Consider the following 17,353-nt stretch of genomic DNA (forward strand, 5'->3'; position numbering starts at 1 on the left):
TGGTACTTGCTGTAAATAGTGCTACATATTCCCTGGGAAGTAGAGCGGATAAGCCTATGGTTTCGCCTGTTCTGCTCTGATAAATTTTTATAAGTTTATTGTCTTTACTGGGTAAAAGGTGGTCAACTGATCCATCCAATATCATAAAAATAGAATTTGTTTTAGAGCCATATTCAAAAAGAACAGTTGGTGTGTTGTAGTGTATTAACTTACATATTTTGGATATTTTTTCTAAATGTTTATCCTCCACTTCTTGTAATATATTTATCTTCTTTAAAAGAGATATATCTATCATATAATTGTCCTTTTATACACTAAAGTCTACTATTGAAGATAGAATATCAATATCATCAATATTCCCTCTATCACCTATGGCTTTTATAACGTCCTGGCTTTTGCTATAAGTTATCTTGTGGTAAAATTTTATCATTTCATAGTGGAACTTTAAACCAAAATTTAAGTTTTTTCTAAATACATTTTCAAGCTGTTCTATTGGGAAGGCAATGACTTCAGATGGTTTAAAACAGTATGCATTATGATATGTCTTCACTCCACAGAGGGCAGAAATTCCAAAAAAAGTACCTGGCCTTATATTTGATAGTATAAGCACCATCTCAGAACTTATTTCATGGGTAAGAGATATCTCCCCACTCACCATAAAGTATAGATTTTGTAACTTCGTATTTTGCTTAAATATTTTTTTGTCCTCACTAAAGATATGGAGCTGTCCAATAGTGGCTAACATTTCCAGTTCACTGTTATCAAATACACTTAAGGTTTCAAATCTTTTTAGCTCTTCTAATTTTACCATAGAGTTTTCCCCAACAAGAATATTAATACCAAAAATATTCCCGATATGGCAGCCCCTATCCCTACTGGTAATAGGTCTTCTTTTATGTCATAATATAGGGTCTCTTTTTTAATTTCCAGTTTTTTGCCACTGACTCCTTTAAATAGCCAGATGTTTACAAATATAAATAATGCAATATTTGCTATAAAATCACTAAATAGTCCTGCAATGGTCTTAACTAGAGATATCACAAATTTATCTACCACATAGTTTATGGTGTTTAAAGATTTATCAAAGATCACATATAGCAGCCTTCCCCCTTTTCTGTAGAACCAATCAGTATCAAGTGAAATTGTATCTGTTCTTTTTAACATTGGCAAAAACAAGAAGAACACAAGTGCTGAGAACATAAGTAGTTGTAGTTGTGTAATAAGGTGGGGTGCAGTATAGGCATTGTAATCTCCAACAGAATATGGTAATATTTTATATAAGGGTTTAGGATATACACCCAAAAATATGCATATAAATGACAAAAATGCCATTGCAATAAGCATGGATTTGTTTGTCTCACCAGGTCTAAGCCCCCTATCCTTTGCAAAAAATACAAAATATGGGAACTTTATACCTGCGTGTAAAAAGACCCCGGCAGATGCCACTTCTAAGATAAGCCATGCCCACATAAGGTGCTGGTGAACAGATGATTCAATGATCATTGATTTGGTAGTAAAGCCACTGGTTAAAGGAAAAGCCGATATTGACAAAGCACCAATACATCCAAAGAGCAGTGTGTACGGCATGGTCTTATATAGTCCCCCTAGCTCAGTACATTTGGATTTCCCTGTCATATACAACACCGCTCCTGCAGACATAAATAAAAGACCTTTGTACACAATATGTGCAAATGCATGGGCTGCAGCACCATTTATGGCCATAGCTGTTCCTATACCTGCCCCGCATATCATAAATCCCACCTGGTTTATAATGGAATATGCCAGGATCCTCCTCATGTCATTTTCCAGTAGGGCATAGAAGATTCCATAGATGCTCATAAGACAACCAACAAAGATTAAAATTTCCCATCCAGGAAAGCCTCTAAGTAAGGTATAAACAGCAGTTTTTGTTGTATAAGCACTTAAAATCACACTACCTGTTGGTGTTGATTCTGGATATGCATCTGGAAGCCAGGCTCCCAGTGGTGGTGCTGCTGCATTCAGTAAAAATCCTATCAAAATTAGATAAGTAGCAGGATTATGTTCTGTAAATTTTGAAAATTCTACTGAATGTCCCTGACTTATATACATGACTATCCCTGCTAAAAGACAGAGTCCCCCTAATATATGAACAAGGATATATCTGTATCCAGCTTCAATAGCCCTGTTGGTTTCCCTTGCAAGTATTAATATTACTGAGGCCACTGCCATAAGTTCCCAGTAAAAATATAGGGTAATTATATCTCCTGAAAATACCACTCCAAGGGCTCCACCCATGTATATGAGTCCTGATAGTTGCTGTCTTAGGTCCTTTAAATAAAAACTGTAAATCCCAGTTGCAAACCCATATATTGTAAAAATATACCCAAATACCTTTGATAATTTGTCCACTCGAAGCAGGGTTAAATCAAATCCAAAAAATGAGATATTTAGATATGACCCTGTTTTTAAATTTAATATGTATAAAAATGCAATTGCAGGTGTAAAAATAACAATCCATCTCCTGGCTGCAGGTAGAAATATTGGAAGCACCAATGCTCCTAGAAAAAGTATAAATGCAGGAGGTATATGTACCATATTCTTTATCCCTGGTCTTTTATGTCTTTATTTTTATTGTAATAATCTGGATCTTTCTTTAGGAAGATCCCGCCTGCCTTTGCAATTAATATCAAGGCGATACATGACAAAAATCCCAGAATTGCATAAAATCCAAAAAAATTATCAATACCAAAATGTCCTTCCCTTTTTATAAATAATTCTGGTATTAATGTGAGTCCACAGGATATGTAGAGTAGCTTCCAGAGCAATTTTATGGTTTCAGGTCTTTCTAAAAAATCCTTTTTCATATAACAGTTCCTTTTATAATTTTAGTCCTATTGAAATCAATTTATAAAAAATATCTTGGTAGAAAAACAGGACAATTGAAATTAATGATGTAATTATCATGGGTATTATGCAACATATTGGAGCCTCTTTGTATGTTTCAATATTGCTTCCTTTATAGAAAAATCCCTTAAATACTATGGGCAAAAAATAAACTCCATTTAAAAAAGACGATACAAGTAAAACTACCAGTAAAAATATACTGTGTGCATCCATACATCCCAACACAAGATACCATTTACTGTAAAAACCCCCGGTGGGCGGTAGACCTATTACACTCAAGGCACCAATTAAAAAGGTCAAAAATGTAATAGGCATCTTTTTACCAAGGCCATTTAATTGACTGATATATTTTTTCCCAGTGGCAACATATATTGCCCCTGCGCCAAAAAAAAGAGTAATTTTCCCAAAGGCATGCATGACTATGTGGATAATACCACCCACCATCCCCCTTGGTGTAAGTAAAGATATACCCAGAATTATATACGATAGCTGGCTTATGGTGGAAAAGGCAAGTCTTCTTTTTAACTCGTCCTGGGACATGGCAATAAGCGATCCAACTAAAATGGTAAATGCTGCAATATATGCAGAATACACACCTAGATTTAAACTTTTAATTAGTCCTACTCCGTATATTCCGGTAAATATTCTAATAATACTAAACACCCCAACTTTTACAACTGCAACTGCATGTAATAGGGCACTCACAGGGGTAGGCGCAACCATTGCAGCAGGAAGCCATGAATGAAGAGGCATCATAGCTGCCTTTGCAAATCCAAATAAAAACATGAAAAATAAAATGGTTAAGAGCATGGGAGATGCCTTCCCCATGAGGATTCCATTTGGTTGAAAATCCAAGGTGTGGGCATGGATATAACATATTATCATTGCCGGGAGAACCAGGCCAACTGATGTTGAAATGATGTAAGTTAAATACTTCCTTCCAGATATCTTTGCATCTTGATCTTGATGGTGGACAACTAAAGGATATGTGGATAAGGAGAGTATCTCATAAAACATATACATTGTGAGCAGATTTGCTGAAAATGCAACTCCAATTGTAGAGGAGAGGGCCAGGGCAAAAAAGCTAAAAAATCTGGTTTGACTGTGTTCTTTTAGCCCCCTCATATAACCTATGGAATAAAGAGAGGTAACTATCCACAAAAATGATGCTACCAATGCAAAGGCAAGTCCAATACCATCTACCTTGAAACTAATTGAGAGTCCAGGTGCCAACTTAAATAGGGGATAATAATATTGAACCCCTTTTAAAACCCCTGGAACCATTGAAGCAATTATTGAAAACTTTACTATTCCAGCAAGAAAAGTCCAAGCTTCTCTAAAATTGGGTCTGTTATCCCCACATGATACAATGATTGGAATAACAAAAAGGGGCACCAGAATAGCAGCAAGAGGTCTTATAGAAAGAGTGAGTTCCATGCCTAAATTCCTCTGGATACAAATGGTATTATTAAAGTAGATACTATTTTACCTGAGTACAAACCCAACACTATCAATATAACACAGACAAATAATAGACCAATTACCATATTTGTTGGGGCTTCTTGCGTCTTTATACCATCAGATGAGCCCAGGTGGTCTTTACGGTTATTAAAGAGTGATTTTTCAAATATCCTGAAAAACAGTATTACGCTAAGTAGGCTGCTTAAAATAAGAGATGCAGCAAAAAAGTATTGTCTTGCTTCCATTGCTCCAATAAGTAGATACCATTTGCTGAAAAAACCACAGGTTGGCGGTATCCCAATAATTGACATACCAGCAATTACAAAGCCAGCACTGGTCCATGGCATGGTTTGAAATATCTCTTTCAAATTATCAACACTGAGTTCCTTTATTCTCCATGCAAAATTTCCTGCAGCTATAAAAAGCGCAAAGGTCATAAAGGCATCATTGATAATATGCAGAATTGCACCTGTAAGTGCTGCCTTGTTCCCAATCCATGCCCCTCCAACCATATAACCAATTTCAGATACTATTATGTATGTTAACATCTTCTTTAAGTCTCTTTGACTCAGCGCCATAAGTGCTCCAAATATGATTGCTATGGATGCCAGAAGGACAACTTCATTTGAAAGGGTCAGTGTCCTGAATAGATAGTCATACCCAAAAACTGTAAACATGAGTCTTATCATCACATATACCATCACCTTGGTCATTAAAGGCGAGATTAATCTACTGCTGGTGGTAGGGGCATATGTGTATGCATTTGGAAGCCATATGTGTAAGGGGAATAGGGCCATTTTTATCCACACCCCAACAATGCAAAAGATAAATGCAACAAATATGGCCTGGGATTGATGAAGGTGTTTTATAATATTTGCAACATCACCCATGTTGAGTGAACCAGTCATCATATATAAATACCCCACCCCTAAAAGGTAAAAACTTGCACCAATAACACCAATAAATATATAGTTTAGACTGGCAATTGGCCCCCTTTTTTTGTCTCCCAGGGCAATTTGGGCATATGCAGATAAGGACGTAATCTCCAAGAGTACATATAGGTTAAATAGATCCCCAGTTATAACTACCCCCACAAGCCCTGTTATAAATAAGAGGTATAAGCTGTAAAATGTACCTTTTTTTTCTGGGAGGTCAATACTTACCTGGTTAAAGCTGGTAAATATATTTATAAGGGCGATAAATGTAATAAGTACTAAAATAGACCCATTTAATGTGTCGATTTTATATTCAATTCCTATTGGTGGAGGCCATCCACCCAGTTTATACTGTATTATCCCATGGGAGATAACGCTGTATAGGGTTATTATTGAAGATATAAAGGAGATGGTAATTGCCAGGATAGTAAGGGGTAGACACAGACGCCTATCCACCCAATGGAGTCCCATTACAAAAAATGCACACACAAGTGGCGTTATTACAATTAAGATGGGTACAAATTGATTTATATTCATCTCTCCCTAATCCTCATCCTGATCTCATCTTCTTCCAGTGTGTTGTATTCCTTATATATCTTTAAGGCAATGGCAAGTGCCACACCAAAGGTAGCCACAGATACAACTATTGCAGTAAGCATCAAGACATGAGGTAAGGGATTTATGTATTTTGATATATCAATTGCATCAGGAGGTATTTCATGGTGGTGAGGAGGGAGTTCAATTATTGGAAGTGTTCCTCCTTTTTTATATCCCATAGAAATATAAAACAGGATAATAGCTGTCTGGAAGATATTCATCCCAACCAATTTTTTTATTAGATTATTTTTTGCTATCATGGCATAGAGGCCAATCATCATAAGCACTATGTAAAGCCAATAATTGTATTTTCCTACAATTTCTCTTAATAAACCTTCCATTTTTAAAGCCCTTCGTGGTGTTTTCCTTCAGATGCAATGTTTATATAGATAATTATCATAACAGCCATAACTGCAATACCTACTCCAATCTCCACCCCAAGCATTCCAAGAGCCCTTGCCTTTATTGGATTAACAGGGAGTATCTCAGCCAGTTTTCCATAGTCCAGGAAGTGTCCTTTGAGTAAAAGACACAGGCATCCAATTCCTGCATAGATGAATACGCCCAGGGCACTCAAGATCCCAAGGGTCTTTTCGCTTATCTTTGCTATTGCGGTCTTTAGATTAAAGGTTATGGCAAGCAGTATTATTGATGCCCCTAAGATTACTCCACCTTGAAATCCTCCACCAGGGCTAAAGTCACCATGGGCAATGACATAAAGGGCATACAACTGAATAAAGGGGATTAAGACCCTGCTTACAGTTTTTATTATGAGATCATAAGGCACAAATTTGGAGTCAATTAATTCAAAATCCTCATCCCTTATATCCACATCATCCCGCTTAAAATAAATTACAACTCCAGTTGGCAGATGCCTGTAATAGACCCCTTCTTCCTCCCCTTGTTCATTAAAGATTCTAAGTAGTAAAAAACAGGTAAGGCCAGCGCAAAATATAACCGTGGTCTCAAACATGGTGTCAAAACCACGGTAGTCAGCAAGCACAGATGTGACTATATTGGGAACTTCAGTCTCTTCCACTGAATATTTGATGTAATGGGGAGATACGTGTAAGCTGGCAGGTGAATTTGGATCTCCCCACTCTGGGAATTCAGATGTGGCATAAATCAAGATTGCTCCACAGAGGATTGCAACAATGAGTGCAAGTTTTTTCAATCTTTGGTCCTCCTGGTGGTTCTAAATATTGCTGCTACAAAAAATACAGTTGACACCCCTGCACCAACAGATGCTTCAGTAAAGGCAACGTCAACTGCTCCCATTATTGCCCATAAAACACACATCATAAAGCTATATGCCCCAAGTAAAATGGCGGTACCTAGAAGGTCCTTTACTGTTATGGCGCCTATTGCACAAACAATAATAAGCGCCAAAATGATTAGGTCTAAAATCCAATACATGGTTTTATTTCTCCTGGTCTTTCTTTGTCCATGGCCTGAGTCCCGCCCTTATCCCGGCATCTACAATGGCGTGCGTGGCAGTTGGACTGGAAAGAGAGACAAAAAATACTATTAATAACATCTTGAGTGAGACAATCAAATTTCCCCAGGTAAAGTGCTGGAGATTGTAGATAAAAAAACCAATTACAAAGGACATGAGGCCCATTGTATCCAATTTCCCAGCAGGATGGAGCCTGGTATAGAAATCAGGCATTCTAATTATGCCAACAGTACCTCCTGTGAAGAAGATAAGGCCAATTATAAAGAAGATAATCGCTATGGTATTGATAATAACACTCATTTAAAAACTCCTGATATTAAAGAAAACGCTGTTATTGCTAAAATTCAGACTCTTCGTATAATCCCCGTTTTTTATGAAAATATCTGGCAGCTGCAAGCACTGCAATAAAATTTAACAGTGCATAGGCAAGGGCAATGTCAATGAACATATCCTCTCTCTGATAAATAAATCCAATTAATAGCAAAAAAACCACTGTCTTAGAGCCTATTGCATTTACTCCAACCAGCCTATCCAATACAGTGGGTCCAAAAATTCCCCTGTATAGGGAAAATACCATCAAAATACAGATATAAACACCAATATAAGTGAATAAGTCTAGCATATATCTACTCCCCAAAAACTTTTGCAACCCTCTGTTCCATTTCCCCTGGCAGATCATCTGCACATGCCTTATCTATTGCATGGACCCTGAATTTTCCATCAGGATTTGCAGTAATGGTTATTGTGCCTGGGGTGAGTGTTATGGAATTTGCCATTGTGACAATCGAAAAGTCTTTTTTTAATCTGGTGTTAAATACAATTATGTGTGGATCTATTTTATCCATTAAATCCCTTGAAAAGACTATTTTTAAGACATGGATATTTGCCTTTATAATTTGTAAAATTATCCATGGAAGGTATCCCAAAAATCTAAAAAAAGTGGGGAGGTAATCATCTGTGGGATTTGAAAATAAAAGTTGTCCTGAAAGTAAGCTCACAATTGTAACAGATACAAAACCCAGAAAAAGAAGTAGGGGCTCAAATTTCCCAGATAAAGTTACCCACAAAATGGCCATAAAAAAGAACGTAAGACAAAAGGATATGACTTTTTTTAAGTCCATGGTCTATTTTCCCTTTGGAATAGTAATGAAAAACTTTGAGCCTTCTCTCTCTTTAGACTGAAAGCCAATGTCTCCGCCAAGCTTGCCCATTATTTCCCTGCATAGGGCAAGCCCAAGTCCTGTACCCTCACCAGCAGGCTTGGTTGTGAAGAAAAATTCGAATATCCTATTTTGTCTATCCTCAGGTATGCCAATTCCATTGTCCCCAATGGTCACCTTTATGTAATCTCTGTCTTCTTTGGTTTCAACTACTATCTTTCCCTCTGATATTCCCTTCTTCCTAATGGCATATATGGCATTGGTGATGAGATTTATAAGCACCTGTTGAAGAAGTCCACTATTTGAACTAATTGCATTTGTGGTGTGTCCATACTGTTTTTCAAGCTTAATCCTGGGGGACTTTAATTCAGGTCCTATAAGCTTTAATGTGTTCTCTATTAAATTAGTCAAATTTACCTGTTGATGCTCCTCGTGTGGACTCCTCACAAAGGTCAAAATTTCGTTGGTAATATCGCTGCTCCTCTGGGTTTGATTTTCAATCTCTTCAAAAATCTTTTCCAGTTCTTCTCCGTCTGGTCCCAGTCTTTCTAGATTGTCCTTTACCAATACCTTGCCCCACCCAGAGGCCTGATTTATTATTGCAAGGAGATTTTTTACTTCATGGACGATTCCTGCGGCCAATTGTCCAATCTCTGCCATCCTTTCAAGTCTTATAAGACTCTCATGAATTGAACTGAAATTAATATAACTTTTAGGTGTTCCAATCCAGAGCACACTATCTTTTTCTTCTTCTAAATAACAACTCTTCACCATAAATTGAAAGATGTATTCATATCTTTTACCAGAATAGGATAAAAATGTTAGTTCCTTCTCACCCCCTCTCTCTTTTAATAACAGATCTTTTTCTAATATATAATCTCTCATGTTCTTTCCAATCAGATATTCAGATGGAAATTCGACTATCTCCTCTAGTCTAAAATTTACAACAAGAAAATTTAGATCTGTATCTGTTAGAAAAATGATTTCATTACTGAACTGAAGGATGTCTTTTAATATGTTTTTATTAACTAAGTTCATTGATTCAATTGTAAATACGTATGAAATTACTCTTCAATGCCATATATCTTTTTTAACTTTTTAAGGGCCTTTTTTATGCCCCTTGCTCCCAGCCCAGATCTATATATGTCTTCCACCTCTTTTTTAAATTTCTCACCTTGTAATTTCATTTTAAACTCATATGCCTCTTTAATAGTTTCCACTAATTCATCATAGTCAATAGGTTTTAAAAGGTATTTATACGCATCATGTTTTCCGCTTTCCAAAGCACTTTCTATTGATCCGTGACCTGTTAAAACTATACATTGTAAAAAGGGCTGGATTTCTTTAAGTCGTCTTTGTGTCTCCACTCCATCTATGCCTGGCATTTTTAGGTCAACTACAGCTACATCAAAGTTTTCATTAGAGGCAGTCTGAACGGCTTCTTCCCCGGAAAATGTAGCTTTTACTGTAAAGCCTTCTCTCAGCAATCTCTTGGCAAGGTACTCAACAAGTGTCTGCTCATCATCAATTAACAATACTTTTACATCTTTCCTATCTTCCATTACATGACTCCTTTTTCAAGGTGGATTAAAGACTAAACAAAAATAAAAAAAATGTCAATATGAAAAATAAAAATAAAATCTGTTATATCCCAATCAATTGGCTGAAAACACAAAAAAGGAGGAGTAACTCCTCCTTTTTTCATCCAGTTTACTTAGCTAAAAGCCCTCTTTTAAGTAGTTCCTCTGCTATTTGCACAGCATTTAAGGCAGCTCCCTTTCTAATATTATCCGCCACTATCCACATATTAATTCCATTTTTAATTGTATCGTCATCTCTTATCCTGCCAACAAATACATCATCTTCACCTGCAGCAAATATGGGCATTGGATAAATTTTTTCTTTGGGATTATCCAATACCTTAACACCAGGTGCCTGGGACAAAATAGCCCTTACTTCTTTAGCAGTTATCTTTTTTTCTGTCTCTATATTCACAGCTTCACTGTGTCCGTAGAAAACTGGCACCCTAACAGTTGTTGCAGTTACCTTTATGGTGTCATCCCCCATGATTTTCTTTGTCTCATTTACCATTTTCATCTCTTCTTTTGTGTAGTCATTGTCTAAAAACACATCTATATGGGGCAGACAATTAAATGCAATCTGATATGGATATACCTTGCATTCCACATCCTGCATGTTAAATAGGACCCTGACCTGTTTCTCAAGTTCATCAATAGCCTTTTGACCTGTTCCAGATACCGCCTGGTAAGTAGATACTACTATCCTCTTTATTTTTGCTACATCATGTATTGGTTTTAATGGGACCACCATCTGAATAGTGGAACAATTTGGATTTGCGATTATATTTTTGTGTTTTTCAAGGTCATCTGGATTTACCTCTGGTACCACCAACGGTACTTCTGGATCCATTCTCCATGCAGATGAATTGTCAACAACAACACAGTTTTTTTTAGCTGCAATAGGTGCAAATTCCTTGGATACAGACCCTCCTGCAGAAAATAGGGCAAGGTCCAGGTCATCAAAGGAACTTGGGTTAAGTTCTTCAACTACAATCTCACTACCCTTAAACTCCAATTTTTTCCCAGCAGATCTAGAAGATGCCAGGGTCTTGATCCTGGTCAATGGAAAGTTTCTCTGCTCCAGTACTTTTAACATCTCGCGGCCCACTGCGCCGGTTGCTCCAACTACACCTACAGCTAGTTCTTTAGACATTTTAAGCTCCTCCATTTATAATTTTTTAAATATAGTTATCCTTGACCTGACACTACACCAGCGATCTTGAATATTGGTAGATACATAGATATGACCAATCCACCAACCACAACACCTAAAAAAACAATCATTAGAGGTTCTATTAAAGAAGTCAAGGCTGAGACTGCCACATCTACTTCGTCGTCGTAGAAGTCTGCAATTTTTTCCAACATGGTATCTAGTGCACCTGTTGTCTCACCAATGGATATCATGTGTATAACCATTGAAGGGAATACTCCTGTGTCTTCTAAAGGTTCACTAATTGTCTGACCTTCGGAAATACTCTTTTTTGCATCTAATACCCCAAGTTCAATTACTTTATTACCCGAGGTCTTGGCCACAATATCCAAGGCCTGAAGTATTGGAACACCACTAGATATCATAGTGCTAAATGTTCTGCTAAATCGTGCAACTGCTACTTTTCTTAGAAGTGGGCCAAAAATGGGTAAGAATAAAACTGTCCTATCAATAAAGATTTTGAATGCCTCAACCCTCTTGTATAATAACCTGAATATTACAATAAAACCAATTATTCCCAAAAAAAGGTAACCAATATTTGATTTAAACCAGTTACTCAAATTTATAACTATTTGCGTTGGAAGTGGAAGGGCGCTGCCAAAATCTGCAAACATCTTGGCAAAGGTAGGGATCACAAATATCATTATGATAGTAATTACAGCAACAGCCACTGTTACTACCACAGCTGGATAGATCATTGCTCCTTTTACCTTGGACTTTAGGCTCGCTGCCTTTTCAATATATCCAGCCAACCTATCTAAAACAACATCAAGCACACCTCCAACTTCACCAGCATCAACCATGTTTATATAGAGGTCGTCAAATACATCTCTGTGCTTGTTCAATGCGTCAAATAGTGAACTACCTCCTTCTACATCATTTCTTATTTCATAGAGCTTTCTCTTTAGTTTTTTGTTTTCAGTTTGTTCTGCCAGGACATTTAATGACTGTAAAATTGGGACACCAGCATTAATCATAGTAGAAAATTGTCTGGAAAATACAACCATATCCCTGGGGGATACCTTGCCCTCTAGAAATGTTCCCTCAAAAAGGTCCTTGGGCTTGGGTTTTACCTTTATATTGGTATACCCCTTTCTTTGTAAGGCATTTTGAGCAAGCTCAATGGTTGGTGCCTCAATTTCTCCTTTTATTTTCCTTCCAGCCCTATTTTTCGCCTTGTAGATAAAAAAAGGCATGATCCCTCCTGATTTTTGGGGATATTTTTCCCCTTGTATTTATAACTAACTTGTGGCACTGCTCCTAAAAATAATGAATAACTTGAATTAGGTTTCAAATGTATCCAATTTTATTTTTTTCTTCAATATTTAAGTGGGGATATTAAGTTATGAAAAACAAAAAAGTGTTTGGGATAATTCCGGCAAGATATGCATCCACAAGATTTCCTGGAAAACCCCTTGCCCCTATTCTGGGAAAACCCATGTTTTTACACGTGTATGAGAGGGCAATTCAAAGTGAGAATATAGACAAAGTTATCCTTGCCACAGACCATGAAGAGATCTTTAATGTGGCAGAGAAACACAATGTACCAGTAGTAATGACCAGGTCTTCTCACAGGTCAGGAACTGATAGGGTTCATGAAGCAGCATGCATCCTTGGTGCAGAAGATGACAATATTGTCATAAATATTCAGGGAGATGAGCCTCTTTTAGACCCCAAAATGTTGGATGAATTAATTGAATGTTTTCAAAATTCGGATGTGGAAATAGCTACCCTGGCCAGGGAAATATCCTTTGAGGATGTTGTAAATCCCAATATTGTAAAGGTGGTTTTGGACCTTAAAAGTTTTGCAATATATTTTTCAAGGGCCCCTATACCCTATTTTTTTTCCAATTTAGAGGGGAAATTTTTAGGCCATATTGGCATGTATGGATTTAAGTTTGGAGCATTGAAAAAATTTGTTGAGCTTCAACAAACACCTTTAGAAAAGGCTGAAAAATTGGAACAGCTAAGGCTAATTCAAAATCGTATACCCATCTTTGTTAGGGCAACAGAGTGTTTTAGCTATGGGGTTGACACCCCCGAAGATTTGGCTAAGGTAGAAAAAATTTTACGAAAGGAGACATGTCAATGCGGGCATTGTTGGCATTAGAAGACGGTACATACTTTGAAGGATATTCCTTTACAGGAGAAGGGGAGAGTGGCGGAGAAGTTATTTTTAATACTGGCATGACAGGATACCAGGAAATACTAACAGACCCCTCTTATAAACATCAGCTGGTATGTATGACCTATACCCATATGGGTAACTATGGAATAAACTTTGAGGATATAGAATCAGATAAAGTTCAGGTGGCTGGATTTATTGTAAAAGAATGTTGCAGGGAACCATCAAATTGGCGCTCTAAGATGTCTCTTCCAGAATATCTAAAAAGACATAATGTAATTGGCATAGAAGGAATAGATACAAGGGCCCTTACCAGACACATAAGAATACATGGTGCCATGAGGGGATATGTTTCAACAAATGTTTTGGATCCCAAAAAACTCACAAAAATGGCACAGGACATAGAGCCAATGGAAGGCCTAAATTTGGTTGACATGGTGAGTACAAAACAAGTCTATAAATGGGAACATGGACCTAAAAAAGTAGAGATTAGAAACGGCAAATACAGTTGGGATAGTGATAAACTGAGACTGGTGGTTTATGACTTTGGTGTTAAATACAATATACTCAGGTTGCTTGAAAAGGAAGGTTTTGAAGTTTTAGTTGTGCCTGCCACGTATTCTGCCTCTAAAATAAGGGAGTTAGAGCCTCATGCTGTGTTTCTGTCAAATGGTCCAGGGGATCCAGCGGCAGTGCATTATGCCTTAGATGAAGTTTCAAAGATAATTTCAGATTATCCAATTGGGGGTATCTGTCTGGGACATCAGATTTTAGGGCTGGTTCTAGGAGGCAAGACCTACAAGCTAAAATTTGGCCATCACGGTGTAAATCATCCTGTTAGGAGACTGGATGCAAAATATGTGGAGATTACATCCCAGAACCATGGTTTTTGTGTGGATGTGTCTGATATTGATTATTTGAAACAGACCCATATTAATTTAAATGATAGGACATTGGAAGGATTTGTCCACAGGAAATTGCCTATTATGGCGGTTCAATACCATCCAGAAGCTGCACCAGGCCCTCATGATTCCAGATATTTTTTTAAGGACTTTTCAGAAATGGTGAAAAGGGTGTGCTAATTGTGTCTTTTAGGGGGAGTCAATGTCAGAAATAGCAAAGGCAAGGTCAAAGCTTAGTTCTGTATCCACATTGTTAAAAAAGAAAAAGTTCCTGGTGGCTCTTATGAGTATTCAGGATGCAATTGCTATTTATCTCAAGACCCCCCTTATGAAACACGAAAAACAGGACTTTCAGAAAAAGTTAGATGACGCAATTTACCTGTTAAAAATCAACAAAGAATTTGTACAGCAATATCCAATACCCATTGAATACCAGGTGGGAAGAGAAAAAGAACTATGGGAGACTTTAAACGAGGCTGTTAAAGAACTCCAGGCCTCTACTGTGGAAGAGGCAAAAAAACAGTTAAAAGAGCTGGAAGATCTCAAGGCAAGAGAGCTTGAAAAGGGGAAGAAACATTTAAAAGACAAAGAATATTCCGAGGCAGAAAAGGTCTTTAAGCGTTTGATTAAGACCTTTAAAGACGATACTGATTTAAAGCTCACCATCAGTGATATATATATGGATGAGGGATTGGTTGACCAGGCGATCAAATATCTTAAAGATGCTTATAAAGAAGACCCTGATGCAGTTTATCTCTTAAATAAGATGGGAATTACCTTGAGGAGAGCTGGAAAGCACGATCTTGCCTCAAGGGTATTTTTAGAGGCAGTATCCAAGTCCCCTGACGATGAATATCTATTATTTAACCTGGGCAGGGTATATATTGATGAAAAAAAATGGGAAGAGGCTGCAAAAGTTGCAAAAAAGGCCCTTGAGTTAAAGCCGGATTTTTTAGAAGCACAAAAGATGTTGAAATATGCTCAAAAGAGACTTTCTTAATCCGGGTTTATTATCACAAGGTTGAAGGTTCTTTGATTGTTATTTCCTCTCCCTTTTACCTTCACCCTTCTCCCTTCACTAATCACTAATCACTTGATCCACAGCCTTGAGGCCAGTTTAATGGCATGAATTAAGCTCTCTGTTTTTGCCATCCCTTTTCCCACCAGATCATAGGCCGTCCCATGATCCACAGAGGTTCTGATAATTGGCAGACCCAGGGTCACATTCACAGATTCATTGAAATGTACAAGTTTTAATGGTCCAAGCCCTTGGTCGTGGTACATGGCCAGGACTGCTGAAAATTCTCCAATATACGCCCTGTGAAATAGGGTGTCTGCAGGATATGGCCCCATTACATTTATTCCTATTTTTTTTGCTGATTCAATGGCTGGTCCAATCACCTCTATCTCCTCAGAACCAATTTTACCCCCTTCACCTGCATGGGGATTTAGGCCACATACTCCTATAGGTTTTTCGTATTCTCCCAGTTTTATTAGCATCTCATGGGTTAGTGTAAGACATCTTAATATTTTTTTTCTGGTAATTAGAGAAGGTACCTCTCTTAATGGAGGATGGGTAGTTACAAGGGATACCTTAAGTTTAGGACCACACAGGTGCATACACACATCATCTTTGGACAGACCAAATCTATTTGCAAAAAATTCAGTGTGTCCTGGAAAGTTAAAACCAGCATCCATTAGAGATTTCTTATTAATTGGGCAGGTTACAACTGCATAAGCTTTTTTTTTCTTTAAAATCTGGATGGCAACTTCCAGGATTTTACCACTGATGAGGCCACTTTCTTTTGATGGCACTCCAGGAGTAAAGGAAAAATCCTCCAATCCTTTAGAGTATAGGTTGATCTTGTTTTTTAGGAAGTCAGAGGGTTGTTCTGTTTGTATCCAGAACTTATCTATTGAAAATAGATTACAAAAGTATTCAAGTGGGGCCTTGGGGCCTATTATTAAAAAACTATCATCTATTGGCAGGTCCTTGGAAAATACCCTGCAAATTAGCTCTGGACCTATGCCATTGGGATCCCCCATTGTTATTAATATCATGAAAATGTTCCTTTTTTACTTAGTTGATTATTCCCCATCTCTTGTACAGCAATAACTGTTCAGTTCTTCTTGGCACACTGGAGTGCAGTGAATTGGCTGTCAGTTACACTACTTTGTCCGGCTTCTTATTTCTATATCTTTTCATAAGCCTGGCCAATGACCTGAGTGCTTCATTGACTGAATTTGAATCTGGAAAATATTCTATTAAGTCTGGATCAATTACTACTAAATTTGTCCCTTCTTTATATTTTGAGGCATATTTCCCACGAATACCATTACTAAAATCATATTCTTCTAACATATCTGAATCATTTTTCTGCTGTGATCTGTTATCTGTGTCTGTGGTCTGTAACTTCCATATACTCACACATACACATACACTCACACTTTCACATACACCCTTCGCCCTTCTACCTTTCACTAATCACTTGATCCATAACGGAGTTAAAGAAATAAGCAGATTTTTTTATTATATAAATAGGCTCCTTCCAATGGATACCGTGTTTTTATTGAGCTTGTCAAAGCGTTTAAAAAAATCCCTCAAGATTATTTGGTGGTCAAAGGCCATCTGGGGAAGAGCATAGAGGGGGAAAAAACCATATTCCTTTGCATCGTCTCCAGCCCTGGGTATTTGTCCATCTGGCATCCTGGCAACAAACACAGTGGTAATAGTATGGTTTCTGGGGTCTCTGTCTGGAGATGAATATACCCCAAAAACAGAATCTATCTCTATTTTTAGTCCTGTTTCTTCCAGTATTTCCCTTAATGCTGCCTCTTCCAAACTTTCACCAACATCCACAAATCCCCCTGGTAGGGCATATCCATAGGGGGGATTCTTCCTTTTAATTAAGAGCACTTCTTTTTTGAGGGTATAGATTATTACATCCACAGTTGGTAGGGGATTTTTGTAAATCTCTATACTTTCCCCACACCTGGGACATTTTAGGACGTCCTTCATGTTTACTTCTCCTTGGGTATTT

At 37.4% G+C, this 17,353-nt stretch carries 22 protein-coding genes; 3 read left to right on the forward strand and 19 right to left on the reverse strand.

Annotated elements, in window-relative coordinates; genetic code table 11:
* From ACYQ0O_RS06345 to ACYQ0O_RS06420, 16 genes are all read right to left on the reverse strand, one after another.
* Positions 1-295 (reverse strand): cyclic nucleotide-binding domain-containing protein (locus ACYQ0O_RS06345; protein WP_459891594.1); only part of this gene is annotated, 295 nt, incomplete at its 3' end.
* Between the two features lie 12 nt (positions 296-307).
* Entirely contained in the window at positions 308-811 is a 504-nt protein-coding gene (locus ACYQ0O_RS06350; RefSeq protein WP_459891595.1) for a Crp/Fnr family transcriptional regulator, read from the reverse strand.
* Positions 805-2,577, reverse strand: a complete 1,773-nt coding sequence (locus ACYQ0O_RS06355; protein ID WP_459891596.1) for a Na(+)/H(+) antiporter subunit D — start codon at positions 2,575-2,577, stop codon at positions 805-807. The genes ACYQ0O_RS06350 and ACYQ0O_RS06355 overlap by 7 nt, the downstream gene beginning before the upstream one ends.
* Before the next feature lie 5 nt (positions 2,578-2,582).
* Complete coding sequence (locus ACYQ0O_RS06360; RefSeq protein ID WP_459891597.1) at positions 2,583-2,846, reverse strand: hypothetical protein; 264 nt, start codon at positions 2,844-2,846, stop codon at positions 2,583-2,585.
* A 13-nt stretch (positions 2,847-2,859) separates the two neighbouring features.
* The gene (locus ACYQ0O_RS06365) at positions 2,860-4,323 is read right to left on the reverse strand and encodes a monovalent cation/H+ antiporter subunit D family protein (RefSeq protein ID WP_459891598.1); all 1,464 of its coding nucleotides are present in this window, start codon (positions 4,321-4,323) and stop codon (positions 2,860-2,862) included.
* Between the two features lie 2 nt (positions 4,324-4,325).
* A complete protein-coding gene (locus ACYQ0O_RS06370; protein ID WP_459891599.1) occupies positions 4,326-5,819 on the reverse strand; it encodes a complex I subunit 5 family protein in 1,494 nt (497 codons plus the stop codon).
* Positions 5,816-6,220 (reverse strand): cation:proton antiporter subunit C, encoded by a 405-nt coding sequence (locus tag ACYQ0O_RS06375; RefSeq protein WP_459891600.1) that lies wholly within the window; start codon positions 6,218-6,220, stop codon positions 5,816-5,818. Before ACYQ0O_RS06375 ends, ACYQ0O_RS06370 begins: the two co-directional genes overlap by 4 nt.
* Before the next feature lie 2 nt (positions 6,221-6,222).
* A complete protein-coding gene (locus ACYQ0O_RS06380) occupies positions 6,223-7,053 on the reverse strand; it encodes a Na(+)/H(+) antiporter subunit B (RefSeq protein WP_459891602.1) in 831 nt (276 codons plus the stop codon).
* The gene (locus tag ACYQ0O_RS06385) at positions 7,050-7,295 is read right to left on the reverse strand and encodes a Na(+)/H(+) antiporter subunit B (RefSeq protein ID WP_075068661.1); all 246 of its coding nucleotides are present in this window, start codon (positions 7,293-7,295) and stop codon (positions 7,050-7,052) included. Before ACYQ0O_RS06385 ends, ACYQ0O_RS06380 begins: the two co-directional genes overlap by 4 nt.
* Before the next feature lie 4 nt (positions 7,296-7,299).
* Positions 7,300-7,635 carry a monovalent cation/H(+) antiporter subunit G gene (gene mnhG, locus ACYQ0O_RS06390; RefSeq protein WP_459891603.1) on the reverse strand — a complete coding sequence of 112 codons (336 nt, stop codon included), beginning with the start codon at positions 7,633-7,635 and terminating at the stop codon, positions 7,300-7,302.
* A gap of 37 nt (positions 7,636-7,672) precedes the next feature.
* Positions 7,673-7,957 (reverse strand): MrpF/PhaF family protein, encoded by a 285-nt coding sequence (locus tag ACYQ0O_RS06395; protein ID WP_459891604.1) that lies wholly within the window; start codon positions 7,955-7,957, stop codon positions 7,673-7,675.
* Positions 7,958-7,961: 4 nt separating this feature from the next.
* Positions 7,962-8,456 (reverse strand): Na+/H+ antiporter subunit E, encoded by a 495-nt coding sequence (locus tag ACYQ0O_RS06400; protein WP_459891605.1) that lies wholly within the window; start codon positions 8,454-8,456, stop codon positions 7,962-7,964.
* 3 nt (positions 8,457-8,459) lie between these two features.
* Positions 8,460-9,533, reverse strand: coding sequence for a sensor histidine kinase (locus ACYQ0O_RS06405; protein ID WP_459891606.1), 1,074 nt, complete (start codon positions 9,531-9,533; stop codon positions 8,460-8,462).
* A 26-nt stretch (positions 9,534-9,559) separates the two neighbouring features.
* A complete protein-coding gene (locus ACYQ0O_RS06410; protein ID WP_459891607.1) occupies positions 9,560-10,057 on the reverse strand; it encodes a response regulator in 498 nt (165 codons plus the stop codon).
* 148 nt (positions 10,058-10,205) lie between these two features.
* A complete protein-coding gene (locus ACYQ0O_RS06415; RefSeq protein ID WP_459891608.1) occupies positions 10,206-11,228 on the reverse strand; it encodes an aspartate-semialdehyde dehydrogenase in 1,023 nt (340 codons plus the stop codon).
* A 35-nt stretch (positions 11,229-11,263) separates the two neighbouring features.
* Positions 11,264-12,481 carry a type II secretion system F family protein gene (locus ACYQ0O_RS06420; protein WP_459891609.1) on the reverse strand — a complete coding sequence of 406 codons (1,218 nt, stop codon included), beginning with the start codon at positions 12,479-12,481 and terminating at the stop codon, positions 11,264-11,266.
* 149 nt (positions 12,482-12,630) lie between these two features.
* Here ACYQ0O_RS06420 and kdsB point away from each other — a divergent pair, with 149 nt between their 5' ends.
* The 3 genes from kdsB to ACYQ0O_RS06435 are packed head-to-tail and all read left to right on the forward strand — an operon-like array spanning position 12,631 to position 15,312.
* Positions 12,631-13,395, forward strand: a complete 765-nt coding sequence (gene kdsB, locus ACYQ0O_RS06425; protein ID WP_459891610.1) for a 3-deoxy-manno-octulosonate cytidylyltransferase — start codon at positions 12,631-12,633, stop codon at positions 13,393-13,395.
* Complete coding sequence (carA, locus tag ACYQ0O_RS06430; protein ID WP_459891611.1) at positions 13,374-14,492, forward strand: glutamine-hydrolyzing carbamoyl-phosphate synthase small subunit; 1,119 nt, start codon at positions 13,374-13,376, stop codon at positions 14,490-14,492. The genes kdsB and carA overlap by 22 nt, the downstream gene beginning before the upstream one ends.
* A 22-nt stretch (positions 14,493-14,514) precedes the next feature.
* Complete coding sequence (locus tag ACYQ0O_RS06435; protein ID WP_459891612.1) at positions 14,515-15,312, forward strand: tetratricopeptide repeat protein; 798 nt, start codon at positions 14,515-14,517, stop codon at positions 15,310-15,312.
* A gap of 89 nt (positions 15,313-15,401) precedes the next feature.
* Here the strand turns inward: ACYQ0O_RS06435 and pdxA are convergent, their stop codons facing one another.
* The 3 genes from pdxA to ACYQ0O_RS06450 form a co-directional block, all read right to left on the reverse strand.
* Positions 15,402-16,373, reverse strand: a complete 972-nt coding sequence (gene pdxA / locus ACYQ0O_RS06440; RefSeq protein WP_459891613.1) for a 4-hydroxythreonine-4-phosphate dehydrogenase PdxA — start codon at positions 16,371-16,373, stop codon at positions 15,402-15,404.
* Positions 16,374-16,476: 103 nt separating this feature from the next.
* Complete coding sequence (locus ACYQ0O_RS06445; protein ID WP_459891614.1) at positions 16,477-16,794, reverse strand: hypothetical protein; 318 nt, start codon at positions 16,792-16,794, stop codon at positions 16,477-16,479.
* A 48-nt stretch (positions 16,795-16,842) separates the two neighbouring features.
* A complete protein-coding gene (locus ACYQ0O_RS06450) occupies positions 16,843-17,331 on the reverse strand; it encodes an NUDIX domain-containing protein (RefSeq protein WP_459891615.1) in 489 nt (162 codons plus the stop codon).
* Between the last annotated feature and the right edge of the window lie 22 nt (positions 17,332-17,353).

The organism is Desulfothermus okinawensis JCM 13304, from assembly GCF_054654515.1.

Coding starts and splice junctions, on each gene's coding strand:
- ACYQ0O_RS06370 (WP_459891599.1), bottom strand. CDS start 5,819: ATGAATATAAATCAATTTGTACCCATCTTAATTGTAATAACGCCACTT.
- ACYQ0O_RS06360 (WP_459891597.1), bottom strand. CDS start 2,846: ATGAAAAAGGATTTTTTAGAAAGACCTGAAACCATAAAATTGCTCTGG.
- ACYQ0O_RS06365 (WP_459891598.1), bottom strand. CDS start 4,323: ATGGAACTCACTCTTTCTATAAGACCTCTTGCTGCTATTCTGGTGCCC.
- ACYQ0O_RS06435 (WP_459891612.1), top strand. CDS start 14,515: ATGTCAGAAATAGCAAAGGCAAGGTCAAAGCTTAGTTCTGTATCCACA.
- ACYQ0O_RS06375 (WP_459891600.1), bottom strand. CDS start 6,220: ATGGAAGGTTTATTAAGAGAAATTGTAGGAAAATACAATTATTGGCTT.
- ACYQ0O_RS06450 (WP_459891615.1), bottom strand. CDS start 17,331: ATGAAGGACGTCCTAAAATGTCCCAGGTGTGGGGAAAGTATAGAGATT.
- pdxA (WP_459891613.1), bottom strand. CDS start 16,373: ATGATATTAATAACAATGGGGGATCCCAATGGCATAGGTCCAGAGCTA.
- ACYQ0O_RS06415 (WP_459891608.1), bottom strand. CDS start 11,228: ATGTCTAAAGAACTAGCTGTAGGTGTAGTTGGAGCAACCGGCGCAGTG.
- ACYQ0O_RS06395 (WP_459891604.1), bottom strand. CDS start 7,957: ATGCTAGACTTATTCACTTATATTGGTGTTTATATCTGTATTTTGATG.
- ACYQ0O_RS06350 (WP_459891595.1), bottom strand. CDS start 811: ATGGTAAAATTAGAAGAGCTAAAAAGATTTGAAACCTTAAGTGTATTT.
- kdsB (WP_459891610.1), top strand. CDS start 12,631: ATGAAAAACAAAAAAGTGTTTGGGATAATTCCGGCAAGATATGCATCC.
- ACYQ0O_RS06355 (WP_459891596.1), bottom strand. CDS start 2,577: ATGGTACATATACCTCCTGCATTTATACTTTTTCTAGGAGCATTGGTG.
- ACYQ0O_RS06405 (WP_459891606.1), bottom strand. CDS start 9,533: ATGAACTTAGTTAATAAAAACATATTAAAAGACATCCTTCAGTTCAGT.
- ACYQ0O_RS06400 (WP_459891605.1), bottom strand. CDS start 8,456: ATGGACTTAAAAAAAGTCATATCCTTTTGTCTTACGTTCTTTTTTATG.
- carA (WP_459891611.1), top strand. CDS start 13,374: ATGCGGGCATTGTTGGCATTAGAAGACGGTACATACTTTGAAGGATAT.
- ACYQ0O_RS06420 (WP_459891609.1), bottom strand. CDS start 12,481: ATGCCTTTTTTTATCTACAAGGCGAAAAATAGGGCTGGAAGGAAAATA.
- ACYQ0O_RS06385 (WP_075068661.1), bottom strand. CDS start 7,295: ATGTATTGGATTTTAGACCTAATCATTTTGGCGCTTATTATTGTTTGT.
- mnhG (WP_459891603.1), bottom strand. CDS start 7,635: ATGAGTGTTATTATCAATACCATAGCGATTATCTTCTTTATAATTGGC.
- ACYQ0O_RS06410 (WP_459891607.1), bottom strand. CDS start 10,057: ATGGAAGATAGGAAAGATGTAAAAGTATTGTTAATTGATGATGAGCAG.